At 70.4% G+C, this 21,245-nt stretch carries 19 protein-coding genes and 1 pseudogene; 9 read left to right on the forward strand and 11 right to left on the reverse strand.

The window, feature by feature from the left end:
* The first annotated feature begins 23 nt into the window (after positions 1 to 23).
* Positions 24 to 1,391, forward strand: coding sequence for a cation:dicarboxylate symporter family transporter (locus ACZ7OH_RS43545; RefSeq protein WP_470286278.1), 1,368 nt, complete (start codon positions 24 to 26; stop codon positions 1,389 to 1,391).
* Positions 1,392 to 1,491: 100 nt separating this feature from the next.
* On the opposite strand, the gene ACZ7OH_RS43550 is transcribed toward ACZ7OH_RS43545, so the two are convergent.
* A complete protein-coding gene (locus ACZ7OH_RS43550) occupies positions 1,492 to 1,887 on the reverse strand; it encodes a winged helix-turn-helix transcriptional regulator (protein ID WP_086672303.1) in 396 nt (131 codons plus the stop codon).
* Between the two features lie 105 nt (positions 1,888 to 1,992).
* Between ACZ7OH_RS43550 and ACZ7OH_RS43555 the strand changes: the two genes are divergently transcribed.
* Positions 1,993 to 3,405, forward strand: coding sequence for an MFS transporter (locus ACZ7OH_RS43555; RefSeq protein ID WP_470286279.1), 1,413 nt, complete (start codon positions 1,993 to 1,995; stop codon positions 3,403 to 3,405).
* Here ACZ7OH_RS43555 and ACZ7OH_RS43560 read toward each other — a convergent pair.
* The 4 genes from ACZ7OH_RS43560 to ACZ7OH_RS43575 form a co-directional block, all read right to left on the reverse strand.
* Positions 3,393 to 3,836 carry an SRPBCC family protein gene (locus ACZ7OH_RS43560; RefSeq protein ID WP_470286280.1) on the reverse strand — a complete coding sequence of 148 codons (444 nt, stop codon included), beginning with the start codon at positions 3,834 to 3,836 and terminating at the stop codon, positions 3,393 to 3,395. The genes ACZ7OH_RS43555 and ACZ7OH_RS43560 overlap by 13 nt on opposite strands.
* 1 nt (position 3,837) lies before the next feature.
* Entirely contained in the window at positions 3,838 to 4,557 is a 720-nt protein-coding gene (locus ACZ7OH_RS43565) for an anti-sigma factor family protein (RefSeq protein ID WP_470286281.1), read from the reverse strand.
* Positions 4,554 to 5,105 carry a sigma-70 family RNA polymerase sigma factor gene (locus tag ACZ7OH_RS43570; protein WP_026469270.1) on the reverse strand — a complete coding sequence of 184 codons (552 nt, stop codon included), beginning with the start codon at positions 5,103 to 5,105 and terminating at the stop codon, positions 4,554 to 4,556. The genes ACZ7OH_RS43565 and ACZ7OH_RS43570 overlap by 4 nt, the downstream gene beginning before the upstream one ends.
* Positions 5,106 to 5,251: 146 nt before the next feature.
* Positions 5,252 to 5,746 carry a hypothetical protein gene (locus ACZ7OH_RS43575; protein ID WP_470286282.1) on the reverse strand — a complete coding sequence of 165 codons (495 nt, stop codon included), beginning with the start codon at positions 5,744 to 5,746 and terminating at the stop codon, positions 5,252 to 5,254.
* A gap of 222 nt (positions 5,747 to 5,968) precedes the next feature.
* Here ACZ7OH_RS43575 and ACZ7OH_RS43580 point away from each other — a divergent pair, with 222 nt between their 5' ends.
* Positions 5,969 to 6,511: a fibronectin type III domain-containing protein gene (locus ACZ7OH_RS43580; RefSeq protein WP_470286283.1), complete on the forward strand. Its 543-nt coding sequence runs from the start codon at positions 5,969 to 5,971 to the stop codon at positions 6,509 to 6,511.
* A gap of 3 nt (positions 6,512 to 6,514) precedes the next feature.
* Here the strand turns inward: ACZ7OH_RS43580 and uvrA are convergent, their stop codons facing one another.
* Together uvrA and ACZ7OH_RS43590 are read right to left on the reverse strand one after the other, a co-directional pair.
* Positions 6,515 to 9,376: an excinuclease ABC subunit UvrA gene (uvrA, locus tag ACZ7OH_RS43585; RefSeq protein WP_470286284.1), complete on the reverse strand. Its 2,862-nt coding sequence runs from the start codon at positions 9,374 to 9,376 to the stop codon at positions 6,515 to 6,517.
* Between the two features lie 76 nt (positions 9,377 to 9,452).
* Positions 9,453 to 10,658: an acyltransferase family protein gene (locus ACZ7OH_RS43590; protein ID WP_470286285.1), complete on the reverse strand. Its 1,206-nt coding sequence runs from the start codon at positions 10,656 to 10,658 to the stop codon at positions 9,453 to 9,455.
* A gap of 111 nt (positions 10,659 to 10,769) precedes the next feature.
* Between ACZ7OH_RS43590 and ACZ7OH_RS43595 the strand changes: the two genes are divergently transcribed.
* The 3 genes from ACZ7OH_RS43595 (at position 10,770) to ACZ7OH_RS43605 (ending at position 13,321) form a co-directional block, all read left to right on the forward strand.
* Positions 10,770 to 11,447 (forward strand): MBL fold metallo-hydrolase, encoded by a 678-nt coding sequence (locus tag ACZ7OH_RS43595; protein WP_470286286.1) that lies wholly within the window; start codon positions 10,770 to 10,772, stop codon positions 11,445 to 11,447.
* A 177-nt stretch (positions 11,448 to 11,624) separates the two neighbouring features.
* Positions 11,625 to 12,701 (forward strand): beta family protein, encoded by a 1,077-nt coding sequence (locus ACZ7OH_RS43600; RefSeq protein WP_470286287.1) that lies wholly within the window; start codon positions 11,625 to 11,627, stop codon positions 12,699 to 12,701.
* A gap of 134 nt (positions 12,702 to 12,835) precedes the next feature.
* Positions 12,836 to 13,321, forward strand: coding sequence for an AMIN-like domain-containing (lipo)protein (locus ACZ7OH_RS43605; protein WP_470286288.1), 486 nt, complete (start codon positions 12,836 to 12,838; stop codon positions 13,319 to 13,321).
* 15 nt (positions 13,322 to 13,336) lie between these two features.
* On the opposite strand, the gene ACZ7OH_RS43610 is transcribed toward ACZ7OH_RS43605, so the two are convergent.
* The 4 genes from ACZ7OH_RS43610 to ACZ7OH_RS43625 all read right to left on the reverse strand — a co-directional run bounded on the left by ACZ7OH_RS43610 (position 13,337) and on the right by ACZ7OH_RS43625 (position 16,819).
* Positions 13,337 to 14,119, reverse strand: a complete 783-nt coding sequence (locus tag ACZ7OH_RS43610) for a DUF1684 domain-containing protein (protein ID WP_470286289.1) — start codon at positions 14,117 to 14,119, stop codon at positions 13,337 to 13,339.
* Between the two features lie 21 nt (positions 14,120 to 14,140).
* Positions 14,141 to 14,746: a hypothetical protein gene (locus ACZ7OH_RS43615; protein ID WP_470286290.1), complete on the reverse strand. Its 606-nt coding sequence runs from the start codon at positions 14,744 to 14,746 to the stop codon at positions 14,141 to 14,143.
* Positions 14,747 to 14,753: 7 nt separating this feature from the next.
* Positions 14,754 to 15,719 carry a hypothetical protein gene (locus ACZ7OH_RS43620; RefSeq protein ID WP_470286291.1) on the reverse strand — a complete coding sequence of 322 codons (966 nt, stop codon included), beginning with the start codon at positions 15,717 to 15,719 and terminating at the stop codon, positions 14,754 to 14,756.
* Between the two features lie 392 nt (positions 15,720 to 16,111).
* On the reverse strand, positions 16,112 to 16,819 hold the full coding sequence (locus tag ACZ7OH_RS43625) for a Crp/Fnr family transcriptional regulator (protein ID WP_470286292.1): 708 nt from the start codon (positions 16,817 to 16,819) through the stop codon (positions 16,112 to 16,114).
* A 74-nt stretch (positions 16,820 to 16,893) separates the two neighbouring features.
* On the opposite strand from ACZ7OH_RS43625, the gene rnhA reads away from it, so the two are divergent.
* The 3 genes and pseudogenes from rnhA (at position 16,894) to ACZ7OH_RS43640 (ending at position 21,234) form a co-directional block, all read left to right on the forward strand.
* Positions 16,894 to 17,355: a ribonuclease HI gene (gene rnhA, locus ACZ7OH_RS43630; RefSeq protein WP_400905743.1), complete on the forward strand. Its 462-nt coding sequence runs from the start codon at positions 16,894 to 16,896 to the stop codon at positions 17,353 to 17,355.
* A gap of 41 nt (positions 17,356 to 17,396) precedes the next feature.
* Positions 17,397 to 17,771 carry a YchJ family protein gene (locus ACZ7OH_RS43635; protein WP_470286293.1) on the forward strand — a complete coding sequence of 125 codons (375 nt, stop codon included), beginning with the start codon at positions 17,397 to 17,399 and terminating at the stop codon, positions 17,769 to 17,771.
* A 386-nt stretch (positions 17,772 to 18,157) separates the two neighbouring features.
* Positions 18,158 to 21,234: pseudogene (locus ACZ7OH_RS43640) on the forward strand (glycosyl hydrolase 2 galactose-binding domain-containing protein).
* Positions 21,235 to 21,245: the final 11 nt, after the last annotated feature.

Raw genomic sequence — 21,245 nt, forward strand, 5'->3', positions numbered from 1 at the left:
ACACCCCTGAGCTGGAGGCAACGGTGCCGACCCCACCGACGACCGAGGAGACCCCGCGCAAGCGGGACAAGACCCACTACCTGTACCTGGCCGTGATCGTCGCGGTCGTGCTCGGGATCCTGGTGGGCTTCCTCTTCCCGGGCTTCGCCAAGGGCCTCAAGCCCCTCGGCGACGGTTTCGTCAACCTGATCAAGATGATGATCACGCCGATCATCTTCTGCACCATCGTCATCGGTGTCGGCTCGGTCGCGAAGGCGGCCAAGGTCGGCAAAGTCGGTCTGATGGCGTTGTTCTACTTCATCGTCATGTCGACCTTCGCCCTGGCGATCGGCCTGGTCGTCGGCAACATCCTGCACCCGGGCACCGGCCTGCACCTCAACCCGGCCGACGTGAAGAGCGTCCAGAAGTCCGCCGGCGGCGCCGAAGGCCCGGTCGACTTCCTGCTCGGCATCATCCCCAAGACGCTCGTGTCCGCCTTCACCGAAGGCGAGGTGCTGCAGACGCTGCTGGTCGCGCTGCTCGTCGGGTTCGCACTGCAGAAGCTCGGCCCGAAGGGCGCCCCGATCCTGCGCGGCATCGAGCACATCCAGCGGCTGGTCTTCCGGATCCTGGCGATGATCATGTGGGCCGCCCCGATCGGCGCGTTCGGCGCCATCGCCGCGGTGGTCGGCGCGACGGGCTGGGCGGCGTTGAAGAGCCTCGCCGTCATCATGGTCGGGTTCTACGCGACCTGCCTGGTGTTCGTGTTCGTGGTCCTCGGGATCGTGCTGTGGCTCGGCGCCCGGGTCTTCATCTGGAACCTGCTGCGCTACCTCGGCCGCGAGTTCCTGCTGATCCTGTCGACGTCGTCGTCGGAGTCGGCGCTGCCGCGGCTGATCGCGAAGATGGAGCACGTCGGCGTCAGCAAGTCCGTCGTCGGCATCACGGTCCCGACCGGCTACTCGTTCAACCTGGACGGCACGGCGATCTACCTGACCATGGCGACGTTGTTCATCGCCGCGGCCCAGGACGAGCCCCTGTCGATCGGTGAGCAGATCGGCCTGCTGGCCTTCATGATCATCGCGTCCAAGGGCGCGGCGGGCGTCAGCGGCTCGGGCATCGCGACCCTGGCGAGCGGTCTGCAGTCGCACCGGCCGGAGCTGCTCAACGGCGTCGGCTTCATCCTCGGCATCGACCGGTTCATGTCGGAAGCCCGCGCGCTGACGAACTTCGCCGGCAACGCCGTCGCGACCGTCCTCATCGGAAACTGGACGAAGGAGTTCGACCGCGAGAAGGCGCAACGCGTCTTCGCCGGCCAGGAACCGTTCGACGAGGCGACGATGCTCGACGAGCACAGCCACGCGGCCGGGACCGACGACCTGGAAGAGGCGGTCAAGGTACCCGCCCGGTAACACCGAAAGCGTTCGTGCTCACTGCCCCCGCTGAGCACGAGCCACGACGGGCCGCTGTGCGAGTTTCCCCGACCTCGCGCAGCGGCCCGTTTCCACGTCTTCAGACGGCGGCGTCGTAGGCGACGCGCGCCGCCGCGATGTCCTCGCGGTGCTGCTCCGCCCAGCCGAGCAGGCCGCTCAACGACTGGTACAGCTCCTTCGCCATCGCCGTGGCTTCGTACTCCACGCGCGGCGGCACGGTCGGGTAGATCGTGCGCTCCAGGAGCCCGTCGCGTTCGAGGTTGCGCAGCGTCAGGGTCAGCATGCGGCGGCTGATCCCGTTGACCGCGCGTTCCAGTTCGGTGAACCGCACCGGGCCGCGGATGGCCTCCAGCAGGATGCCGATCGCCCACTTGCCGCTGATCCGGTTGATGACCTCGAGCACCGTGCAGACGTCGAGTTTCTCCGGGTCGATCTCCGTGACCTGGACAGGTACACCGATGTTCCCCTGGGACATGGAAGTGCCTCCTTACGCGCGCACCCATGGTCACACATGATGGGCACTGTTACAAGAAGTGCCCTGGCAACGAACAGGGAAAACGCTCGACTGGAGGGGCCCCACATGGCCGAGAACCACCCCACCCGCTCCCGCGGCCTCGCACTGGCGGTGCTGTGCGCCGCGTCGCTGATGGTCGTGCTCGACAGCAGCATCGTCGCGGTGGCGCTGCCCGCCATCCAAGCCGACCTCGGGTTCACGCCCGCCGGCCTCGCCTGGGTCGTCACGGCCTACCTGGTCGCGTTCGGCGGCCTGCTCCTGATCTCCGGCCGGCTCGGCGACCTGCTCGGCCGGCGCCGTGTCTTCCTCGGCGGGCTCAGCCTGTTCACCCTCGCGTCCCTGGTCGCCGGTATCTCGGAGGACGCCGGTGTGCTGGTCGTCTCGCGGTTCGTCCAGGGCGTCGGCGGCGCGCTCGCGTCGGCCGTCGTGCTCGGCATGATCGTGACGATGTACCCCGAGCCGCGCGCCCGGGCTCGCGCCATCGGCGTCTACAGCTTCACGCAGGCCGCGGGCGCGTCGATCGGGCTCATCGCGGGCGGCGCGCTGACGCAGGCGCTGAGCTGGCACTGGACGTTCTACGTCAACCTGCCGATCGGCGCGGCCGCGCTGGTGCTCGCGGTCCGGGTCGTCTCGCCGGACCGCGGTACCGGGCTCGGGGCCGGCCTGGACGTCCTCGGCGCGGTACTGGTCACCGCGGCCGTGATGCTGGGCGTGTACGGGATTTCGTCGGCGGTGTGGCCGGCGCTGGCCGCGGCCGTCGTCCTGCTGGCCGCTTTCGTGGTGCGGCAGGCGAAAGCGCGCACGCCGCTGCTGCCGCTGCGGCTGTTCCGGATCCGCGCGGTCACCGGCGCGAACGTCGTGATGGTGCTGATGGTCGCCGGGATGCTCGGCTTCCAGTTCGTGACGGCGCTGTACCTGCAGCAGGTGCTGGGCCTCGACGCGCTGCGCACCGGCGTCGCGTTCCTGCCGGTGCCGCTGGTGATCGCGGTGGCGTCGCTGGGCTTCGCGGACAAGCTGGCGGCGCGATTCGGGCCGCGGACGGTCCTGCTCTCCGGTCTGGGCCTGGTGATCGTCGGCTTGCTGCTGCTGACGCAGGTCGGCGATGACTACTTCACCGGCGTGCTCCCGCCGCTGCTGCTGATGGGCCTCGGCGCGGGCGCGGCGATCCCGGCGCTGATGGGGCTGGCGATGTCGGACGTCCCGGCGGAGGACGCGGGGGTGGCGTCCGGCCTGATCAACACGACCCAGCAGGCCGGAGCGGCGATCGGCACGGCGGTGCTGGCTTCGGTGGCCGCGTCCCGCACGGCGAGCCTGTCCGTGGCGGACCACCGCGAAGCGCTGGCGTCGGGCTTCCGGCTGGCCTACGGGGTCAGCGCGGGCTTCCTGGTGGCCGCGGTGGCGCTGGGCGGGCTGGTGCTGGTCAGCCGTCCTCGCCGGGCCGTCGTGCCCGAGGTCTGCGTCGCCGGTCAGGCCAGGTAGGCCGACAGCCCACGGTGGCCCCGCCGCATCATCAGCGCGTGGTTCGCGCGGAAGAGCGGCCGGGCCACCGCGTCGAGCCGCCGCAGCAGCTCCCTGCGAGCCTGGACGTCCTGGGTGATCTGCAGGAGCGTGCCCGCGCCCGCCGCGCGGACCGCTCCCGCCAGCACCCCGTCCAGGTCGCCGCTCAACCGGACCCGCAGCAGGCCCGCCTGTTCGTCCTGGTGGTCCCGGTGCATCCGGACCACCAGGCGGAACGGGAGCCGGGACCGGCAGACCAGCTCGGCGGTGTCGTCGTCCACCCGGCGCACCGTGCGGACGTCCGACCACCACCGCGGGTAGCCGGCGAGGTCGGTGACCGCGCCGAACACCCGCTCGGGTGCAGTACCGGGCAGCAGCCACGTGCTGCTGAACCGGTAGCGCGCGCCCGTCACGTCACACCTGGGCCGAGACCAGCTTCCGGCCGTCCACCGTGACGATGTCGACCGACTTCACGTCCTCGGGTGCCACCAAAGCGGAACCGTCGAGCGTGAAGCCCGAGCTCTCCCACTTCTGGGACACCTTCCAGCTGCCGGCGGTGACCGCCTGGCCTTCCTTCGTGACGACCTGCAGCAGGCACTGTTCCCCGGCCTTGACGCCCTTCACGGCGACGTTGACCCGGACCCAGCCCTGGAAGGGGCTGACCGACGCGGCCAGCTGCACGCCGGTCGTCGGATCACGCCCTTCGACGCTCTTCGTGCCGGGCACCTCCGTCGGCGGCGCGGGGATCGCGAGCGGCTCGCTTCCGCCACCCGTCTGCCGTCCCACGAGGATCCCGCCACCGAGCGCGGCCACCACCAGCACGGCCGCCGCGACCAGGGCCAGGCCCCGGCGAGACGAACGGCCGGAGCGGACCGGCGCCGACTGCTCTTCGTCGCGCACCCGGCGCAGGGTCTTCTGCAGCAGCAGGTCCCCGCCCTCGGGCGGCCCGTCGAGGAACGCCTCGGGCGGTACCTCGTCGAGCGACTCGCGCAACGCCACGAGCTCGTTCAGGTCGAACCGGCACTGCGCGCAGGTCTGCAGGTGCCGCCGCTCGAAGTCGGCCGCCTCGTTCGCGTCGAGCGCGCCGAGGGCGTACGCGCCGAGCTGCGTGTGACTCTCGTCGACCGAGTTCATCGCGCCACCTCCGTTCCGCTCGAAATCATCGCTGCTCTCAGTGCTCTCAGTGCGTAGTAAGACCTTGATTTCACGGTACCCGGCGCGACGCCCAGTGTTCTCGCCGCTTCGGCCACCGTCCGTCCCCGGTAGTAGATCTCCACCAGGACCTCTCGGTGTTCGTTCGACAGGCCGTCCATCGCGCCGAGCACCGTCATCGAGTCGACCACGCCCTGGGCGTGATCGCGCTCGACGGCCGGCGTCGGCACGCCTTCGGCCGGTTCGGCCACCTCCTGTGGCCGCGCCGCCCGGGCTCGGGCCCGGTCGGTGACCAGGTTGCGCGCGACGGTCAGCAACCAGCCGCGCACCGAGCCCTTCCCGTCGTTCTGCAAGTCGTCCGCGTGCTTCCACGCTCGGACCAGCGTCTCCTGGACCACGTCCTCGGCCGCCGCCCGATCACCGGTCAGCCTCGTCGCGTAGGCCAGCAGGCTTCGCCCGTGTTCGGCATAAAGCTGCCGGATCAGGTCCTCGCCTTTGGCCTTCTTAGGCCGCCTGCCTCCTATGGCCACCCTCGTCCTCCCGACGGTGTTCTGAGTCGGCGAGGACAGTACTGCAACCCTCAGCTCCACCGGCGGTGCGTGCGCCGAGCGCAGCGCGACCATGGTGTTCATCGGCTGCCCGTCCTTCCTCGTTCTGCCCGGAGAACCGTCGTCGGTCAGGACCCGGAAGCCCTGGCCGCGGTGATCTTGCTGCCGTCGGGGGCGATCGCGAACCAGGTGCCGTTGACCCCCTGGCCGTTCGCGTCGCCCAGTGCCCGGTCACCCGAGAACTGGTACAAGGGCCAGCCGTTGAGCGTGAGCTGCTTGCCGCCGTCCTTGCGGGTCACCGTGCCGACCTGGGACTCCTGGATGCCCTGGAGCATCGGGGTCGCCACCCCGGCGAGCACCGGCGGCCAGGCCGTCGCGCACTCGCCGTCGCAGTTGGACGTCGGCGGTTGCGAGAGGTCCTTGTCGAACCGGTAGAGCGTCTTGCCGTCGGCGTCGGTGACCACCGCGCCGAGCCCGGTGACCGAGCCGGCCGCCAGCATCTTGTGCCCCGGCTGCCCGTGTTCCGGACCCTGCGCCCCGGAGGCCATCTCGCTGCAGGCCGACAACGTGGCGACGGCGGCGAGCGCCAAGGCGCTGACGACGACCGGCCGGATACGGTTCATGACGTTCTCTCCTCGGTGAGGGCGGCACCGCCGTTCGGCGGACCTCGACACCTGGGAACACGGACGGTTGCGGAAAACGGTTCAGCGGGGTTTCCCGCGGTTCGGTGCCGGTTCGCCGGCGGATTGGTGCGTGCCGGTGATCGGCACGATCTTGTCGCCGTGCGGGCGGGTTCCTAAGCTGATCACGTTCGCACCGCCGCCCCGCTCGTCCCGGGAGCCGCCGTGTCCGCGAAACCCCTTGTCTTGGTGGCGCTGCTGGCCGCGGGCTGTTCGGCTGCCGCGCCACCGCCCTCGTTCGCCGCTTCGCTGACGTCACCGACCGACGTGGTGTTGACGTGGCCGGACGACGGCGAAGGCCACCGGGTCGACTACGCGAACGACCCGGCGGGGCCGTGGACGACGCTGCGGTTCCTGCCCGCCCACACGACGAGCTACCACCACCCGGACCTGATCCCGGAGACGCCGTTCTACTACCGGGAACAGCCGTTCGGCGGCCCGGTGTCGACCGAGCTGCGCGCGGTGCCCTCCGGCGACACGGTGACGTTCACGTGGGCCGACCGCACGAGCGACGAAGCCGGGTTCCTGCTGGAGATCCGGCGGCCGGGCGCGCCGGACTACGACCCGGTCGAGGTGACCGATCCGAACGCGACGACGTGCACGCTGTCGCTGCTGCCCGGCGAGGAGAACTCGGCGTTCCGGGTGCGGGCGCTGCACTACGGCCCGCTCTCCCCGGTGGTCCACCAGACCACCGGGAAGAAGCGGTAGCCGTCACTCCGCCGTGAGCACCGTCCGCAGGAAATCGCCGGTGTAGCTGGCCTCGACCCCGGCGACGTGCTCCGGCGTGCCCTCGGCGATCACCGTGCCACCGCCCGAGCCGCCCTCGGGACCCATGTCGATGATCCAGTCGGACGTCTTGATCACGTCGAGGTTGTGCTCGATCACGATCACCGAGTTGCCCTTGTCGACCAGGCCGTTGATCACGCCGATCAGCTTGTTGATGTCCTCGAAGTGCAGGCCGGTGGTCGGCTCGTCGAGGATGTACACCGTCTTGCCGGTCGAGCGCTTCTGCAGCTCGCTGGCCAGCTTGACGCGCTGGGCCTCACCGCCGGACAGCGTCGGCGCCGGCTGGCCGAGCCGGACGTAGCCGAGGCCGACGTCCACCAGCGTCTGCAGGTGGCGGTGGATGGCCTTGATCGGCTCGAAGAACTCCGCGGCCTCCTCGATGGGCATGTCGAGCACGTCCGAGACGGTCTTGCCCTTGTAGTGCACCTCGAGGGTTTCCCGGTTGTACCGCGCGCCCTTGCAGACCTCGCAGGGGACGTAGACGTCCGGGAGGAAGTTCATCTCGATCTTGATCGTGCCGTCGCCGGCGCACGCCTCGCAGCGGCCGCCCTTGACGTTGAACGAGAACCGGCCCTGCTGGTAGCCGCGGACCTTCGCCTCGGTGGTCGCGGCGAACAGCTTGCGGACGTGGTCCCAGACACCCGTGTAGGTGGCCGGGTTGGACCGCGGGGTCCGCCCGATCGGCGACTGGTCGACGCGCACCAGCTTGTCGACGTTGTTCAGGCCGTTCACGCGGGTGTGCCGGCCCGGCACCTGGCGGGCGCCGTTGAGCTTGTTCGCCAGCACCGTCGCGAGGATGTCGTTGACCAGCGTCGACTTGCCCGAGCCGGAGACACCGGTCACCGAGACCAGGCAGCCGAGCGGGAACGAGACGTCCAGCCCGCGCAGGTTGTGCTCGCGCGCGCCGACGACGGTCAGCTGCCGCTTCTTGTCGATCGGCCGCCGGATCGCCGGGATGTCGATCTTGCGCCGGCCGGACAGGTACTGCCCGGTCAGCGACTCCTTGCTCTTGAGCAGCTTCTTGTACGGTCCACTGTGGACGATGTGGCCGCCGTGCTCGCCCGCGCCCGGGCCGATGTCGACCACCCAGTCGCTCGAGCGGATGGTGTCCTCGTCGTGCTCCACGACGATCAGCGTGTTGCCCAGGTTCCGCAGCCGGGTCAGCGTCTCGATCAGACGGTGGTTGTCGCGCTGGTGCAGGCCGATCGACGGCTCGTCCAGCACGTACAGCACGCCGACGAGGCCGGAGCCGATCTGCGTCGCGAGCCGGATCCGCTGCGCTTCACCACCCGAAAGGGTGGCGGACGCGCGGTCGAGCGAGAGGTACGTCAGGCCGACGTCGAGCAGGAAGCGCAGCCGGGCCTGGATCTCCTTCAGGACCGCCCCGGCGATCATCGCCTCGCGCTGCCCCAGCTCCAGCTCCTCGAGGAACTGCGACGCCTCGGCGATGGACAGGGCGCAGACCTCGGCGATCGACATGTCACCGCGGGTCTTGTGCTGCAGCGTCACCGCGAGGATCTCCGGCTTGAGCCGGGTGCCCTGGCAGGCCGGGCACGGCACCTCGCGCATGTAGCCCTCGTACCGCTCGCGCATGTACTCGGACTCGGTCTGCTCCTGGCGCCGCTCGAGGAACGGGATGACGCCCTCGAAGGCCGCGTAGTACGAGCGCTGGCGGCCGTAGCGGTTCTTGTAGCGGACGTGGACCTGCTCGTCGACGCCGTGCAGCACCGCCTTCTGGGCGCGCGCGGGCAGCCGCCGCCACGGCGTGTCCATGCGGAAGCCGATGGTCTCCGAGAGCGACTCGAGCAGGCGGATGAAGTAGTCCGCGCTCTGGCCGCCCGACCACGGCGCGATCGCGCCCTCGGCCAGCGACAGCTCGTCGTCCGGCACCACCAGCTCCGGGTCGACCTCCTTGCGGATGCCGATGCCGGTGCACTCGGGGCAGGCGCCGTAGGGCGAGTTGAAGGAGAACGAACGCGGTTCGAGGTCCTCGATGGCCAGCGGGTGGCCGTTGGGGCAGGCCAGGTTCTCGGAGAAGCCGCGGATGCGGTGCGGGTCGTTCTCGGGCAGGTCGACGAACTCGAGCTCGATCAGCCCGTCGGCCAGGCGCAGCGCCGTCTCGACCGAGTCGGTGAGCCGCTGCCGCGAGGCCGCCTTCACGGTCAGGCGGTCGATGACCACGCCGATCTGGTGCTTTTCCTGCTTCTTCAGCTTCGGCGGGTCGGTGAGCGGGTACACCGTGCCGTCGACGACCACGCGCGCGTAGCCCTGCTGCTGCAGGTTCTCGAACAGGTCGACGTACTCGCCCTTGCGCCCGCGCACCACCGGGGCGAGCACCTGGAACCGGGTGCCCTCCTCCATGGCGAGCACCTGGTCGACGATCTGCTGCGGGGTCTGCTTGCTGATCGGCTCGCCGCACGTCGGGCAGTGCGCCTTGCCGGCGCGGGCGTAGAGCAGGCGCAGGTAGTCGTAGACCTCGGTGATCGTGCCCACAGTCGAGCGCGGGTTGCGCGAGGTCGACTTCTGGTCGATCGACACCGCGGGCGAGAGGCCCTCGATGAAGTCGACGTCCGGCTTGTCCATCTGCCCGAGGAACTGCCGGGCGTACGCCGAGAGCGACTCGACGTAGCGCCGCTGCCCCTCGGCGAAGATGGTGTCGAAGGCGAGGCTCGACTTCCCGGACCCGGACAGGCCCGTGAACACGATCAGGCTGTCGCGGGGCAGGTCGAGATCCACGCCGCGGAGGTTGTGCTCGCGGGCACCGCGAACAACGAGGCGATCAGCCACGCCAGGGTCCTCTCAAGTCATTCTCGGTTGCAGTCGCCGACCCGGTCTCAAGCTGCACGGGTGGCTGCGATCCATGCTACGAGCCACCACCGACAGAAACTGGTTCCGCGTCCTTGACCTGCGGTTCTTCGGGCTTCCGGCGGGTCGTGAGCCACCGGTGGGCCGGGCGTTCGACCTCCGCGGTGACCGCCCAGCCGGCCAGCACGGCGGCGCCGACGACCACGGGGAGCCGCAGCCAGCCGGGGAGGCCGAGGTCGAGCAGGACGCGGGCCAGGATGTAACCCAGTTCCTGGTGCACCAGATAAAGACCATACGAGATGCCAGCGAGCCAGGTGACGGCCGGGGCGATCCGCGCGAGTCCGGGGAACCGCCAGTCCGGGCCGCGGGCGGCCAGGCAGACCAGCAGGAGCAGCACGGCGAACCCGATCGTGGACGGCCAGCGCTGCGCGTCCTGCGGCAGCGCGACGTGGAACGGGAAGACCTGCAGGTCCTGCGCGGCCACCGCGGCGGCGACGAAGAGCGCGGCGTGCCACGTCTTCAGCCGGTGCTGCGCCCACAGCCAGATCGCGACGCCGATCGCGAAGACGTGCAGCCGGTGCAGGCCCAGGCCGTAGAAGAACGTCTCGACGACCGGGCTCGCCGTCCCGGGCGGGAAGACGAGGAAGCGCAGCGCGAGCGGGACCAGGATCAGCGCCCAGAGCAGGGCGACGGTCAGCCGGTGGGTGCGCCACGACCGCGGCCACAGCAGGGCGGCGCCGGTGAAGGCCAGCAGCTGCACCGGCAGCGTCCAGTAGGAGCCGTCGAGGTAGTAGAACGTCTCCGACCGGATGCCCCATTCCTGCACCATGCCGAGGTTGGCGACGAGGTCCAGCCCGGTCGGGATGTACCAGGGCGACGGGTCGGCGGGCGGCCCCTGCGGGACCCCGAAGAGGAACCCCGTGACGCCCGGCGGGTAGGGCAGGCCGCTGAAGGAGATGGCGGCCCACCGCGTCACGACGTAGGTCAGCAGGACGGCGACCAGGTAGGCCGGCACGAGGCGCGCGACGCGGTTCCAGAGCCACCGGCGCGGGTTGCCCTTGCGGAGGCTGGCGCAAACGAAGTAGGCGGAGATCACCAGCAGGATGGCGGCGCCGAACTGCGCTGTCACCCGGAAGGGGTACCCCGTGAGTTCCGGGTGGAGAAGTGCCCCCTGGTGGGTGACGTGCCCGAGGATGACGGCGAGGACCGCGACGACGCGAAGGAGGTCCCAGCTGATCCGGCGCGGCGTCGGGGAGGTGGGCACGGTCGTCCTGGGGTTCGGCTCGGCTGGGGGTCGCCGTGAGCCTACGTGCCGCCGCGGGCGCGTGCTTGTGCGGGTGGAACCGGTTGGAGCGAAACGACTACCGTGTGCCAGGTGAACATCGTGGAGACCTACACGGGGCACGTCGACCCGGGCGGCGACGCCACCCGGCGCACCCTGGACGCGCTGACCATCACCAAGCTGTCCGTCGGCCCGATGGACAACAACACGTACCTGCTGGTGTGCCGCGCGTCGAACGAGGGCCTGCTGATCGACGCGGCGAACGACCCGGAGCGCATCTCGGACCTGATCGGCCACGGCCCCGACCGGCCGGCGTTGCGCACGGTGGTGACGACCCACCAGCACCAGGACCACTGGCAGGCGCTGGGCGCGGTCGCCGGGGCCAACGGGGCGAACACGGCGGCCCATCCGCTGGACGCGTCGCCGTTGCCGGTGCCGCCGGACTTCCTGGTGGAGCACGGGGACACGCTTTCGGTGGGCCAGGTCACGCTTTCGGTGATCCACTTGCGCGGGCACACGCCGGGGTCGATCGCTCTGCTTTACCGCGATCCTTCGGGGCATCCGCATCTGTTCACGGGGGACTCGCTGTTCCCGGGCGGGGTGGGGCGGACCACTTCGCCTGAGGACTTTGCGTCGTTGTTGGACGATGTGTCGGCGCGGATTTTCGATGAGCTGCCGGATGAGACTTGGTTTTATCCGGGGCATGGGGACGATTCGACGCTGGGGGCGGAACGTCCGAAGCTGAAGGAGTGGCGCGACCGCGGCTGGTGAGCGCAGACGCTGGGCGTGCCGAGCGAGCTTGCGAGCACCGCTCACAACTACTCTCGGCAAGCCCCGCGTAACTCACAGGGTGGATGTCTGCCACCTGCCCAGCGGACAGCTTTTGGCGAACCCGTGCTTGATACTGAGAAGTTCGAGCTGAATCGCCGTCCACGGGGAGGAAGGCGGATGCACGGTGTTCGCCCGCTGGTGGCAGTCAAATGCAAGCTCGGCGAATTGGGCGCGGTGGAGAAGCTGCGCTCCCCTCAGGACGCGCAAGTACGCGTGATGGTCGAGCTGCTCGACTCCGTGAAACCGGACGGCGGCAAGGTGCTGCCCGCGCTCGTCCGGGCGGCGTTGAATGTCGCGGAAATCGGTCTGCCCCTGTGGCTCGACACGACTTGGCTCGCGCCCACCAGCCCGCTCGCGCAACAACCGGGCGGGGTTTTCGAATATCTCGACAACCTCATCGAAACCGCGGCACTGGAAGAGTACGGGCTGCTCGCGAGCAATTTCGCCGGTCCGGTTCCGGTCGTCCCTTTCCACGCATCGGACGACGAACTGCGCCGGGTACGGTCCCTGGTCGGCCACAAAGAACGCGACGTCGCCATCAGGATCAGCCGTCCGGCCCGCTCGGCGCGGGAACTCGGTGAGCGAGTTCAGGCGATCATGCGGTCGACCGGCACGCGGGCCGGCCAGGTCCACGCCGTGATCGACGCCGGCTTCGTCGAATACCTTCGCACCGCCCAGATCGCCGCGCTGGCCGAAGCCGCCGCGACCACTTCGGATCTGCTGGGCCCCGGGTCGACCACAATTCTGGCCGGATCGATCCCCGCCGTTCGAACCACCTATGCCACGACAGTGCGCGACCGTCCGGAAGTCACTCTCTGGAACGAAGTCCGCACCGGTGGCGTGGACGAAGTCAACTACGGCGATTACGGCGTGACACACCCGAAGCCGCCCGCCTCCGGGGGCGATGCGCGAAGCCCGTTCCCGTACCTCTGCTACACGGTGCCGCGAAAAACCGTGGTGCTGCGCCGCAAGAAGGAGCAAGGCGACGTGCCGGCCGAGTTGTTCGCCGATCTCGCCGAAGAACTGGTCGAGAGAGACGACTTCGCCGGGCCCGACTACTCCTGGGGCGACCACGAGTTGACGCGGTGCCGGCGCACCGGCGATCGCACTGCGGGATCGGTGCCCAGATGGGTGGCCATGGCCACCTCGCACCACCTTCAACACGTGTCGCGGAGGACCACAGCCGACCTCTGACGGCCGCTGACCGACTGAACCGTTCGAAGCAGCCGCATAACGATACGGGACTCCGGCGCAACTCCCGGACGAACCGGACGTCCCCGTAAACCCAGCGCTGGGACTTCCGTCGGTTCGCTCCAGGAGGTCCACCCATGTCCAGACCCGTCAGACGTGCGCTCGTCGCCGTTGCGCTCCTGCTAGCCGGGACGCTCGCCGCCGCTGTGCCCTCGGATGCCGCCGTTCAAAGCGTTCCCACCCTGACCGCCATCCGGACCGGGAACAACGCCACGTTCGACCGGATCGTGCTCGACCTCGGGCCCGGGAGTGCGCCCACTCCCGGGTACCAGCTGGTCGACGAGCTCACCGCCGATCCGAGCGGCGAAATCGTGTGGCTCACCGGGGAGTACTTCATCAACGTCAGCGTGCCGTACGCCGCCGCGCACGATGACAACGGGAATCCCACCTACACCGGGCCCGCCAAGTTCCGGACGCGGAACCTCTCCAACGTCATGGCCGTCGCCGTCATCGGGGACTGGGAGGCGCATCTGCTGGTCGGGCTCGGGGTGCGGTCGCGGACCGCGGTGAACGTCTTCACGCTCACCTCGCCCAACCGCGTCGTCATCGACGTCGCCCACTGACGGCGGGCGGGGGAGTCACCCGCGTTCGTGCGGGATCTTCTCCCCCGCCTCCACCGCGAACGGCAGGTGGTTGCCCGCCGGCGGGAGCGGGCACGTCGCGAAGTCCGTGAACGCGCACGGCAGGTTCACCGCCCGGTTGAAGTCCAGCGTCACCGATCCGTCCGGCGACGGCGCGGCCACCGGCAGCGAACGGTTCGCCGCGTACGTCGTGACGCCGCTCGTCCCGTCCGTGAACAGGATGCTCAAGCCGCCGTCCTTGCCGTTGAACGCCGTCAACGTGTGCTGCTGCCCGCCAAAGGAAAAGTGGACGACGCCCGGCGCCGTGTAGACGTGGCTCAGGCCCTCCACCACCGCACCCACCGTGGTCGGGCGCGGCGACTCGAACGGCTCGAAGCGGCCCGAAAGCACCCAGAACGGAGACGGCTCGTACGCCGGGACGCCGTGGAAAGCGCGCAGGACCTCGGCCTTCGGGTCGTGCACGCGGATCAGGTACCCCGAGCGGCGGGCGACCTCGATCTCGACGTCGCCGGCCAGCACCCGCGTGCCCGCGCCGCTGTTGACCAGCTCGAACCGGCGGGTCTCGGCGATCGGCGAACCCTCGTGTGTCAGGGACGCGCCGGCCGGGTCGACGTACGCCGCGTCCGCGTCCTGCCACCAGCGGCCGGGGATGCCGGGGTACTCGCGCGGGGCGTCGGTCAGCCAGTCGAGCGACACCAGCGCCAGCCAGCCGTGCGGCGCCGCGAGGTCCTCCTCGCGCCGCGTCTTCCAGTCCTGCCACTCGCTCGTGAACGTGCTCATCGCGGGCCCCTTTTCCGTCGGCTACGACGGTGCCAACCCACCGCCGGTGGCGGTATTCCGCGTCCCAGTATCCGGACCGGTCCGCAGCCACGCGATTTCGCGCTCGCCGCCGGCGGGGACGACGACGCGCCGGAACCCCGGGCCGTCCACGAGCGCCTCGTGGAACCGGTCGGAGACGATCAGCAGCTGGTCCAGCTCGGGCGCCGCGGCCAGCGCCGCCTTGAGCACCTCGGCTTCGCACAGCCAGACCGCCAGCGCGACCGCGGCACCGCCGAAGTTCGGCGGCCGCAGCACGACGTCGCCGTGGTCGGCCGCGAGCCGCAGCCGCAGCCGGCCGAACTCGTTTAGGTGGCGGTTGCGGCGCCGCAGCGCGGCGGCCAGCTCGCCGGCGAACTCGCCCGCCACCCACGGCCGCGGCACGGTCGGCGGGATGACCAGCGTCGTGTTGTCCCCCTCCGGCCGGCGGTACCACGTCGGGGTGCGGTACGGCTCCGGGACGCGGTCGAACACCTCGTCCAGCACCCCGTCGAGGGTGGTGCCGAGGTGCACCGCGCGGGCGGTGCCGCCGCGGCTCGGGGAGACGATCCCGATCCGGACGACGGTCGCGGCCACCGGGACGGTGCGCATGACCCGCTCAGTCCTCCCGGGGGTCGAAGGACCACTGCAGGCCGTAGCTCAGTCCCTGGTGCAGGTCGTGGAACTCGAGCCCCACCTCGCCGACCCGGTTGACCGTCAGCGCGTCCCCGGAGTCGACGCCGTCGTCGATGACGCGGCCGGGCACGCCGTTGAGCCGCCACACGCGCGACGGCGGCGCCGCGCGGTCGAACCGCACCCGCACCGAGAACTCTTCGCACCGGCGCAGGGGCGTCATGACGTAGTACGGGCGCAGCGACGTGCGCCGCGGTGCGAACCGGATCCCGTACTCGTGGCGCTGGCCCAGCCGCAACGGGCTGGGCAGCCGCATGATGAACTGCGCGTGGCTGACCGAAACCTGGCGCGCTTCGACGACCTCGCCGCCGAACAGGACGTCGGCGGTGATGTCCGGGACCGGGTCGCTGCCCGGCTCGGCCGGGACGCTGAACGAGAGCACCAGCTCGTCGAGCTCGTCGACCTCCGCGACGATCCGGCGCTCCTCCTCCAGGTCCGGCGGGTCGCGGTCGAGCCGCAGCCGCGCCTTCATCGACTCGACGTACCAGCCGGCCAGCGGGTGCAGGTCGCGCCCGGCCGGGGGCGCGCCCAGCAGCTCGTCGAGCCGGCGGAACGCGAGGTCGATCCGGCGGCGCGCGGTGCGCGGGTCGCGGTCCAGGACGCTGGCCAGCCAGGAGATCCGCCGGTCGAGGAACTCCCCCGCGGCCTCTTCGTGCAGGCCGAGCGCCGCGAGCGCGGCCAGCCGCAGGTCGGCGGGCAGCCGGCCGCACAGCTCGGTGAGCCGCAGCACGAGCTTCTGGCGGGCGGCGGCGGGCTGGTCGGCGGCGGTGATCTCGCACGCTTCGCGCAGGCAGGGGCCGATCCGCTGGTGCAGGTCGGCCGCGTCGAGCCCGCGGCCGCGGCGCAGTTCGTTCAGCTCGCGCACGAACGGGAAGGAGTTCTCCGGCCGCATCCCACCCCCTCCCGTGCCCGGCGGAATCGAACGACCACATTACCAAGCGCGATTCCGCGCGGATATGACAAATCGTGGACACCGCATTCGCGGAATACCCGGCCGGCCGACCCCCCACGAGCCTGCCGGCCGGGCCGCCGCGGGTCAGTTGGCGCCGAAGATCAGCGCCCAGATCGAGTGGCTCTCCATCACACACACCTCCTCATCGCTGCACCCGGGCCGGGACGGAGATCGGAACGGAAGTCGTCTGACGCGTGCGGAACACGCCCCGATCTCGTTCGAATGGGAATTCCGGCTGCCGGCATCCGTTTTTTCCGACCGGTCGGCATCAGTTTCTTTTCCGGCCGGAACCCAGGATGCCGCTGGGAGGGGGTGCGCTCAGATGCCCGTTGTCACGGGTGTTGTGTGCCGTTTGGCTCAGAACGGGCGAAGGCCCGCAGGACGCGCGGCTCGCGGATCAGAATCCGGCGGCGGCCGGTCTCGACGATCCCCCGCTCCCGCAGCACGCGCAACGCTCGTGCGACGGTACGCCGTGCGGCGCCGATCTGCGAGGCGATGTCCTCCTGCGAGAACGCGGCCTCGATGAGCACGCCCTCCGGGACGCGCTTGCCGTGCTCTTCGGCCAGCCTGACCAGGACGACCGCGACGCGGCGGCTGACGTCGAAGGCGGCGGAGTCGACCCGGGCCGACTCGGCGTTGCGCAACCGGGCCGCGACGGTTTTGATCGTCGCGATGGCGATTTCCGGGCGGGCGTGCAGGACGTCGACGAACTCCGCGCCGGTCAGCTGGAAGACGGTGCAGGGTTCGATCGCGCGCACCGACGCCGACCGCGGCCGGCCGGTCACGGCGGCGAGGTCGCCGAGCACCTCGCCGGGACCGCGCAGGCCGAAGAGCACCTCGCGGCCGTCTTCGACGATCGTGGAGACGCGGACCCAGCCGGAGACCAGCACGTGGACGTGGTCGGAGGGGTCGCCCTCCATGAGGACGACGTCGTTCGCGCGGAACCGGCGGCGGGTGCCCCGGCCGAGGAGGTACTCGCGATCGGCATCGGCGAGGTAAGCGAGGAGCGCGCCCTCGCCCGTGTCGTCGTGCCCGTTCATGGTTCCCCTCCGGAGGTTCACCGTAACCCGGCGTGGCGGCTCCGGGCGAGGGTCGCGACCGGTAGGGTCGCCGCGTGGACGTGGAGATCTTCACCGACGGCGCGTGCAGCGGGAACCCGGGACCGGGCGGCTGGGGCGCGGTCCTCCGCTACGGGCGGCACGAGCGCGAGCTGTACGGCGGCGAGGCCACCCCGACGACGAACAACCGGATGGAGCTGACGGCGCCGATCCGCGCGCTGGAGAGCCTGACCCGGCCGTCGCAGGTGCGCGTGTTCACGGACAGCACGTACGTGCGCAACGGGATCACGCAGTGGCTGCCGCGCTGGAAGAAGAACGGCTGGCAGACGGCGGCGCGCGAGCCGGTGAAGAACGCGGACCTGTGGCAGCGCCTGGACGCGGCGGCCGGCGTGCACGAGGTCGAGTGGCTGTGGGTGAAGGGCCACGCGGGGCACCCGGAGAACGAGCGCGCCGACCGGCTCGCGGTGCGCGGGGCCCAGGAGGCGCGGGAGTCCGGGAAGCCGGTCAACGCCGGTTAGTCCTCAGTAGACGGTCGCGGCCGCCGTGGGATGATTCCGGGATGACTTCGTGCCCGTGCGGCCTCGCCGAGTCCTACGCCGCGTGCTGCGGCCGGTTCCACGACGGCGGCCTCGCGGCGCCGACGGCCGAGCTGCTGATGCGCTCGCGGTTCAGCGCGTTCGCCGTCGGGGACACGGCTTACCTGCTGCGCACCTGGCACCCGGACACCCGCCCGCGCCGGCTGGCGCTCGACCCCGGCCAGGAGTGGACGCGGCTGCAGATCCTCGGCCGCACCGGCGGCGGCCTGCTGCACACCGAGGGCACGGTCGAGTTCCGGGCGCACTACCGCCACCACGGCCGCGAGGGCTTCCTGGAGGAGAACAGCCGCTTCCGCCGCACCGACGGCCAGTGGGTCTACCTCGACGCGGAAGCCTGAAACCCGCCCCACGCCAGGCCTCCGCCGAGGAGCCCTACCGGCTGCCGCCCGCGCTCAAAGCCACCGTGCCGCACTCCTCCCCCTGCGGGCCGCGGCCGCCTGCTCTTCAACGGCCCGATCGCGGCATGCGCGGCGACCCGCTCCCGGTCATCAGCGCCGTGGTGTCCCGCTCAGCGAGGCACTTCCGCAGCGGATCCGGGAGGACGGCTCGCTGCCCTCCTGCTGGCCTTGCACGCCGCGGCGGCGTGGCGGACTACGCGGGTCTGACCGATTCGCCCCTGTTCCCGGCGTGACCGGACCGCTACGATCGTCCGCAATTGTTAGGAAAGTTCCCTAACGATGGTCCCGCTGTCCCCACGCCGCCGTGGTGCCTAGGAGGCGCGCTAGTGAGCTATCGGCAGAGAAGAACCCGGACCCTCGTGGCGGCGGCGGTGCTCGCCGTCGCCGTGAGCGGGGCGAGCGTCCCGGCGGCCACCGGGCAAGAGCAGGCGAGAGCGGCCGTCGCGGCCGCGGGCCCGGCCACCGCCGTCCCCGGCTTCCTGATCCAGACGTCGGCGCAGGTCACGGACGACTCGGCCGTGTCCAAGCCGGGGTACAACACGTCCGGCTGGTACCCGGTCGGCCCGCGCTCGACCGTCTACGCCGGCCTGCTGGCCAACGGCAAGTACGCCGACCCGTTCTACTCGACGAACATGAAGAACGTGCCGACCGCGGACTTCCAGGTCCCGTGGTGGTACCGCACCGACCTCACGGTCCCCGACACGACCCAGCGCACCTACCTCGACTTCAGCGGCGTGCTGTCCAAGGCCGACGTCTGGGTCAACGGGACGCGCGTCGCCGACAAGACGCAGGTCACCGGCGCCTACACCCGCCACGACCTCGACATCACCGCGCTGGTGAAGGCCGGCACGAACAGCGTCGCGTTCAAGATCTACCCCAACGACCCGAACAAGGACCTGTCGATGGGCTGGATCGACTGGGCGCAGACCCCGCCGGACCAGAACATGGGCATCGTGCGGGACGTCCTCGTCCGGCGCAGCGGCCCGGTGGCGCTGCGCGGCGGCCACGTCGTCACGAAGCTGACCGGGACCACCCACGCCGACCTGACGGTGAAGGCCGACGTCCGCAACGACTCCGCGGCCGCGGTGAGCACGACGGTCTCCGGCACGGTCGCCGACAAGGCCATCAGCCAGACCGTGAATCTGGCCGCCAAGGAGAAGAAGACCGTCACCTTCGGCGTGGTCGGGATCGACAACCCGCAGGTCTGGTGGCCGGCCGGGATGGGCGGGCAGCCGCTCTACGACCTCGACCTGACCGCCGCTGTCGGCGGGACGGCGTCGGACACCTCGCATTCGAGCTTCGGTGTCCGCCAGGTCACGGCGAACAAGAACTCCAGCGGCGGCCGAGCGTACACGATCAACGGGCGCCCGCTGCTGATCAAGGGCGGCGGCTACTCGCCGGACCTGTTCCTGCGCTGGAACGAGCAGTACGCGGCGGACAAGCTCGCCTACGTCAAGGACCTCGGGCTCAACACCGTACGCCTGGAGGGACACATCGAGCCGGACGAGTTCTTCGACCTCGCCGACCGGATGGGCGTGCTGACGCTGCCCGGCTGGGAGTGCTGCGACAAGTGGGAAGGCCAGGTCAACGGCAGCGAACCGGGTGACACGTGGACGGCCGCGGACTACCCGGTCGCGAAGGCGTCGATGACCGCGGAGGCCGAGCGGCTGCGCGACCACCCGAGCGTCATCTCCTTCCTCATCGGCAGCGACTTCGCCCCCGACGCGACGATCGAGAAGAACTACCTCGACGCGCTGTCCGCCGCGGACTGGCCCACCCCGGTGGTCCCGGCCGCGTCGGCGAAGTCGTCGCCGCAGCTCGGGTCGTCCGGCATGAAGATGAACGGCCCGTACGACTACGTCCCGCCGAACTACTGGTACGACAAGGCGCACAGCGACCTCGGCGGCGCGTGGGGCTTCAACTCCGAGACCAGCGCCGGGCCGGACATCCCGACCATGGACACGCTCAAGCGGATGATGTCGTCCAGTGAGCTGGACACGCTGTGGAAGAACCCGTCGGCCGCGCAGTACCACCGGTCTTCGTCGTCGACGTTCGCCAACCTCAAGCTGTTCGGCAACGCGCTGACCGGCCGGTACGGCAAGCCGGCGAGCCTCGACGACTTCGTCCGCAAGGCGCAGCTGGCGCAGTACGAGAACGTCCGCGCCGAGTTCGAGTCGCACTCGCGCAACTTCAGCGACAGCTCGAACCCGGCCACCGGGATCATCTACTGGATGCTCAACAGCGGCTGGACGTCGCTGCACTGGCAGCTGTTCGACACCTACCTCGACCAGAACGGCTCCTACTTCGGGGCCAAGAAGGCGAACGAGCCGCTGCACATCCAGTACTCGTACGACACGAAGTCCGTTGTGGTGGTCAACCACAACCACGACGCGGCGTCGGGCCTCACGGCGTCCGTGAAGCTCTACAACCTCGACGGGACGGAGAAGTTCACCCAGTCCAAGGCCGTGTCCGTGGGCGGTGACGGCGCCAAGACGACCGCGCTGACCATCGGTTCGGTGAGCGGGCTGTCGACGACGTACCTGGCGAAGCTGGTGCTCACCGACTCGTCGGGCAAAGAGGTCAGCCGGAACGTCTACTGGCTGTCCACCAAGGCCGACACGCTCGACTGGGCCAACAGCGACTGGTACTACACGCCGACGACGTCGTACGCCGACCTGTCCGGGCTGACCGGCCTGGCCCAGGTGTCGCTCGGGTCGACCGCGACGACGACCACCAACGGCGACGGCACCACGACGACCAAGGTGACGCTGACGAACCCGGCGTCCGGCAAGGTGCCGGCGTTCTTCGTCGACGCGCACGTGGTCGGCGCGGCGGGCGCACCGGTGCTGCCGGTGCAGTGGACCGACAACCAGGTCAGCCTCTGGCCGGGCGAGTCGACCACGTTGACGCGACGTACCGGACCGCGGACCTCAAGGGCGCCAAGCCGTCCGTGCGGGTCGCGGGCTGGAACACCGGGACGAAGACGATCCCGGCGGACGGCACGGTCGACCCCGGCCCGGGCAACCCGGCGGACTACCAGGCCGAGGACGCGACGATCACGAACGGTGTCGTGGAGTCCAACCACACCGGCTTCACCGGCACCGGGTTCGTCAACTACGACAACGCGACCGGCAGCGCGGTGGAGTTCACCGTGCCCGCGGCCGCGGCGGGCAGCGCGAACGTCGTCCTGCGGTTCGCCAACGGCACCACGGTGAACCGGCCGATGGACATCACGGTGAACGGTACGAAGGTGGCGTCCGGGGTGGCCTTCGGCGGCACCGGCAGCTGGGACACCTGGCAGACGGTCACGATCCCGGTGACCCTGACCGCCGGAACGAACAAGATCAAGGCGACCGCGACGACCGCCAACGGCGGCCCGAACGTCGACAAGATCACCGTCTAGGCCCGAGCCGG

This window comes from Amycolatopsis sp. NPDC114478, from assembly GCF_055633805.1.

Coding starts and splice junctions, on each gene's coding strand:
- ACZ7OH_RS43550 (WP_086672303.1), bottom strand. CDS start 1,887: ATGTCCCAGGGGAACATCGGTGTACCTGTCCAGGTCACGGAGATCGAC.
- ACZ7OH_RS43555 (WP_470286279.1), top strand. CDS start 1,993: ATGGCCGAGAACCACCCCACCCGCTCCCGCGGCCTCGCACTGGCGGTG.
- ACZ7OH_RS43565 (WP_470286281.1), bottom strand. CDS start 4,557: ATGAACTCGGTCGACGAGAGTCACACGCAGCTCGGCGCGTACGCCCTC.
- ACZ7OH_RS43575 (WP_470286282.1), bottom strand. CDS start 5,746: ATGAACCGTATCCGGCCGGTCGTCGTCAGCGCCTTGGCGCTCGCCGCC.
- ACZ7OH_RS43600 (WP_470286287.1), top strand. CDS start 11,625: ATGCACGGTGTTCGCCCGCTGGTGGCAGTCAAATGCAAGCTCGGCGAA.
- ACZ7OH_RS43605 (WP_470286288.1), top strand. CDS start 12,836: ATGTCCAGACCCGTCAGACGTGCGCTCGTCGCCGTTGCGCTCCTGCTA.
- ACZ7OH_RS43610 (WP_470286289.1), bottom strand. CDS start 14,119: ATGAGCACGTTCACGAGCGAGTGGCAGGACTGGAAGACGCGGCGCGAG.
- ACZ7OH_RS43615 (WP_470286290.1), bottom strand. CDS start 14,746: ATGCGCACCGTCCCGGTGGCCGCGACCGTCGTCCGGATCGGGATCGTC.
- ACZ7OH_RS43620 (WP_470286291.1), bottom strand. CDS start 15,719: ATGCGGCCGGAGAACTCCTTCCCGTTCGTGCGCGAGCTGAACGAACTG.
- ACZ7OH_RS43625 (WP_470286292.1), bottom strand. CDS start 16,819: ATGAACGGGCACGACGACACGGGCGAGGGCGCGCTCCTCGCTTACCTC.
- ACZ7OH_RS43635 (WP_470286293.1), top strand. CDS start 17,397: ATGACTTCGTGCCCGTGCGGCCTCGCCGAGTCCTACGCCGCGTGCTGC.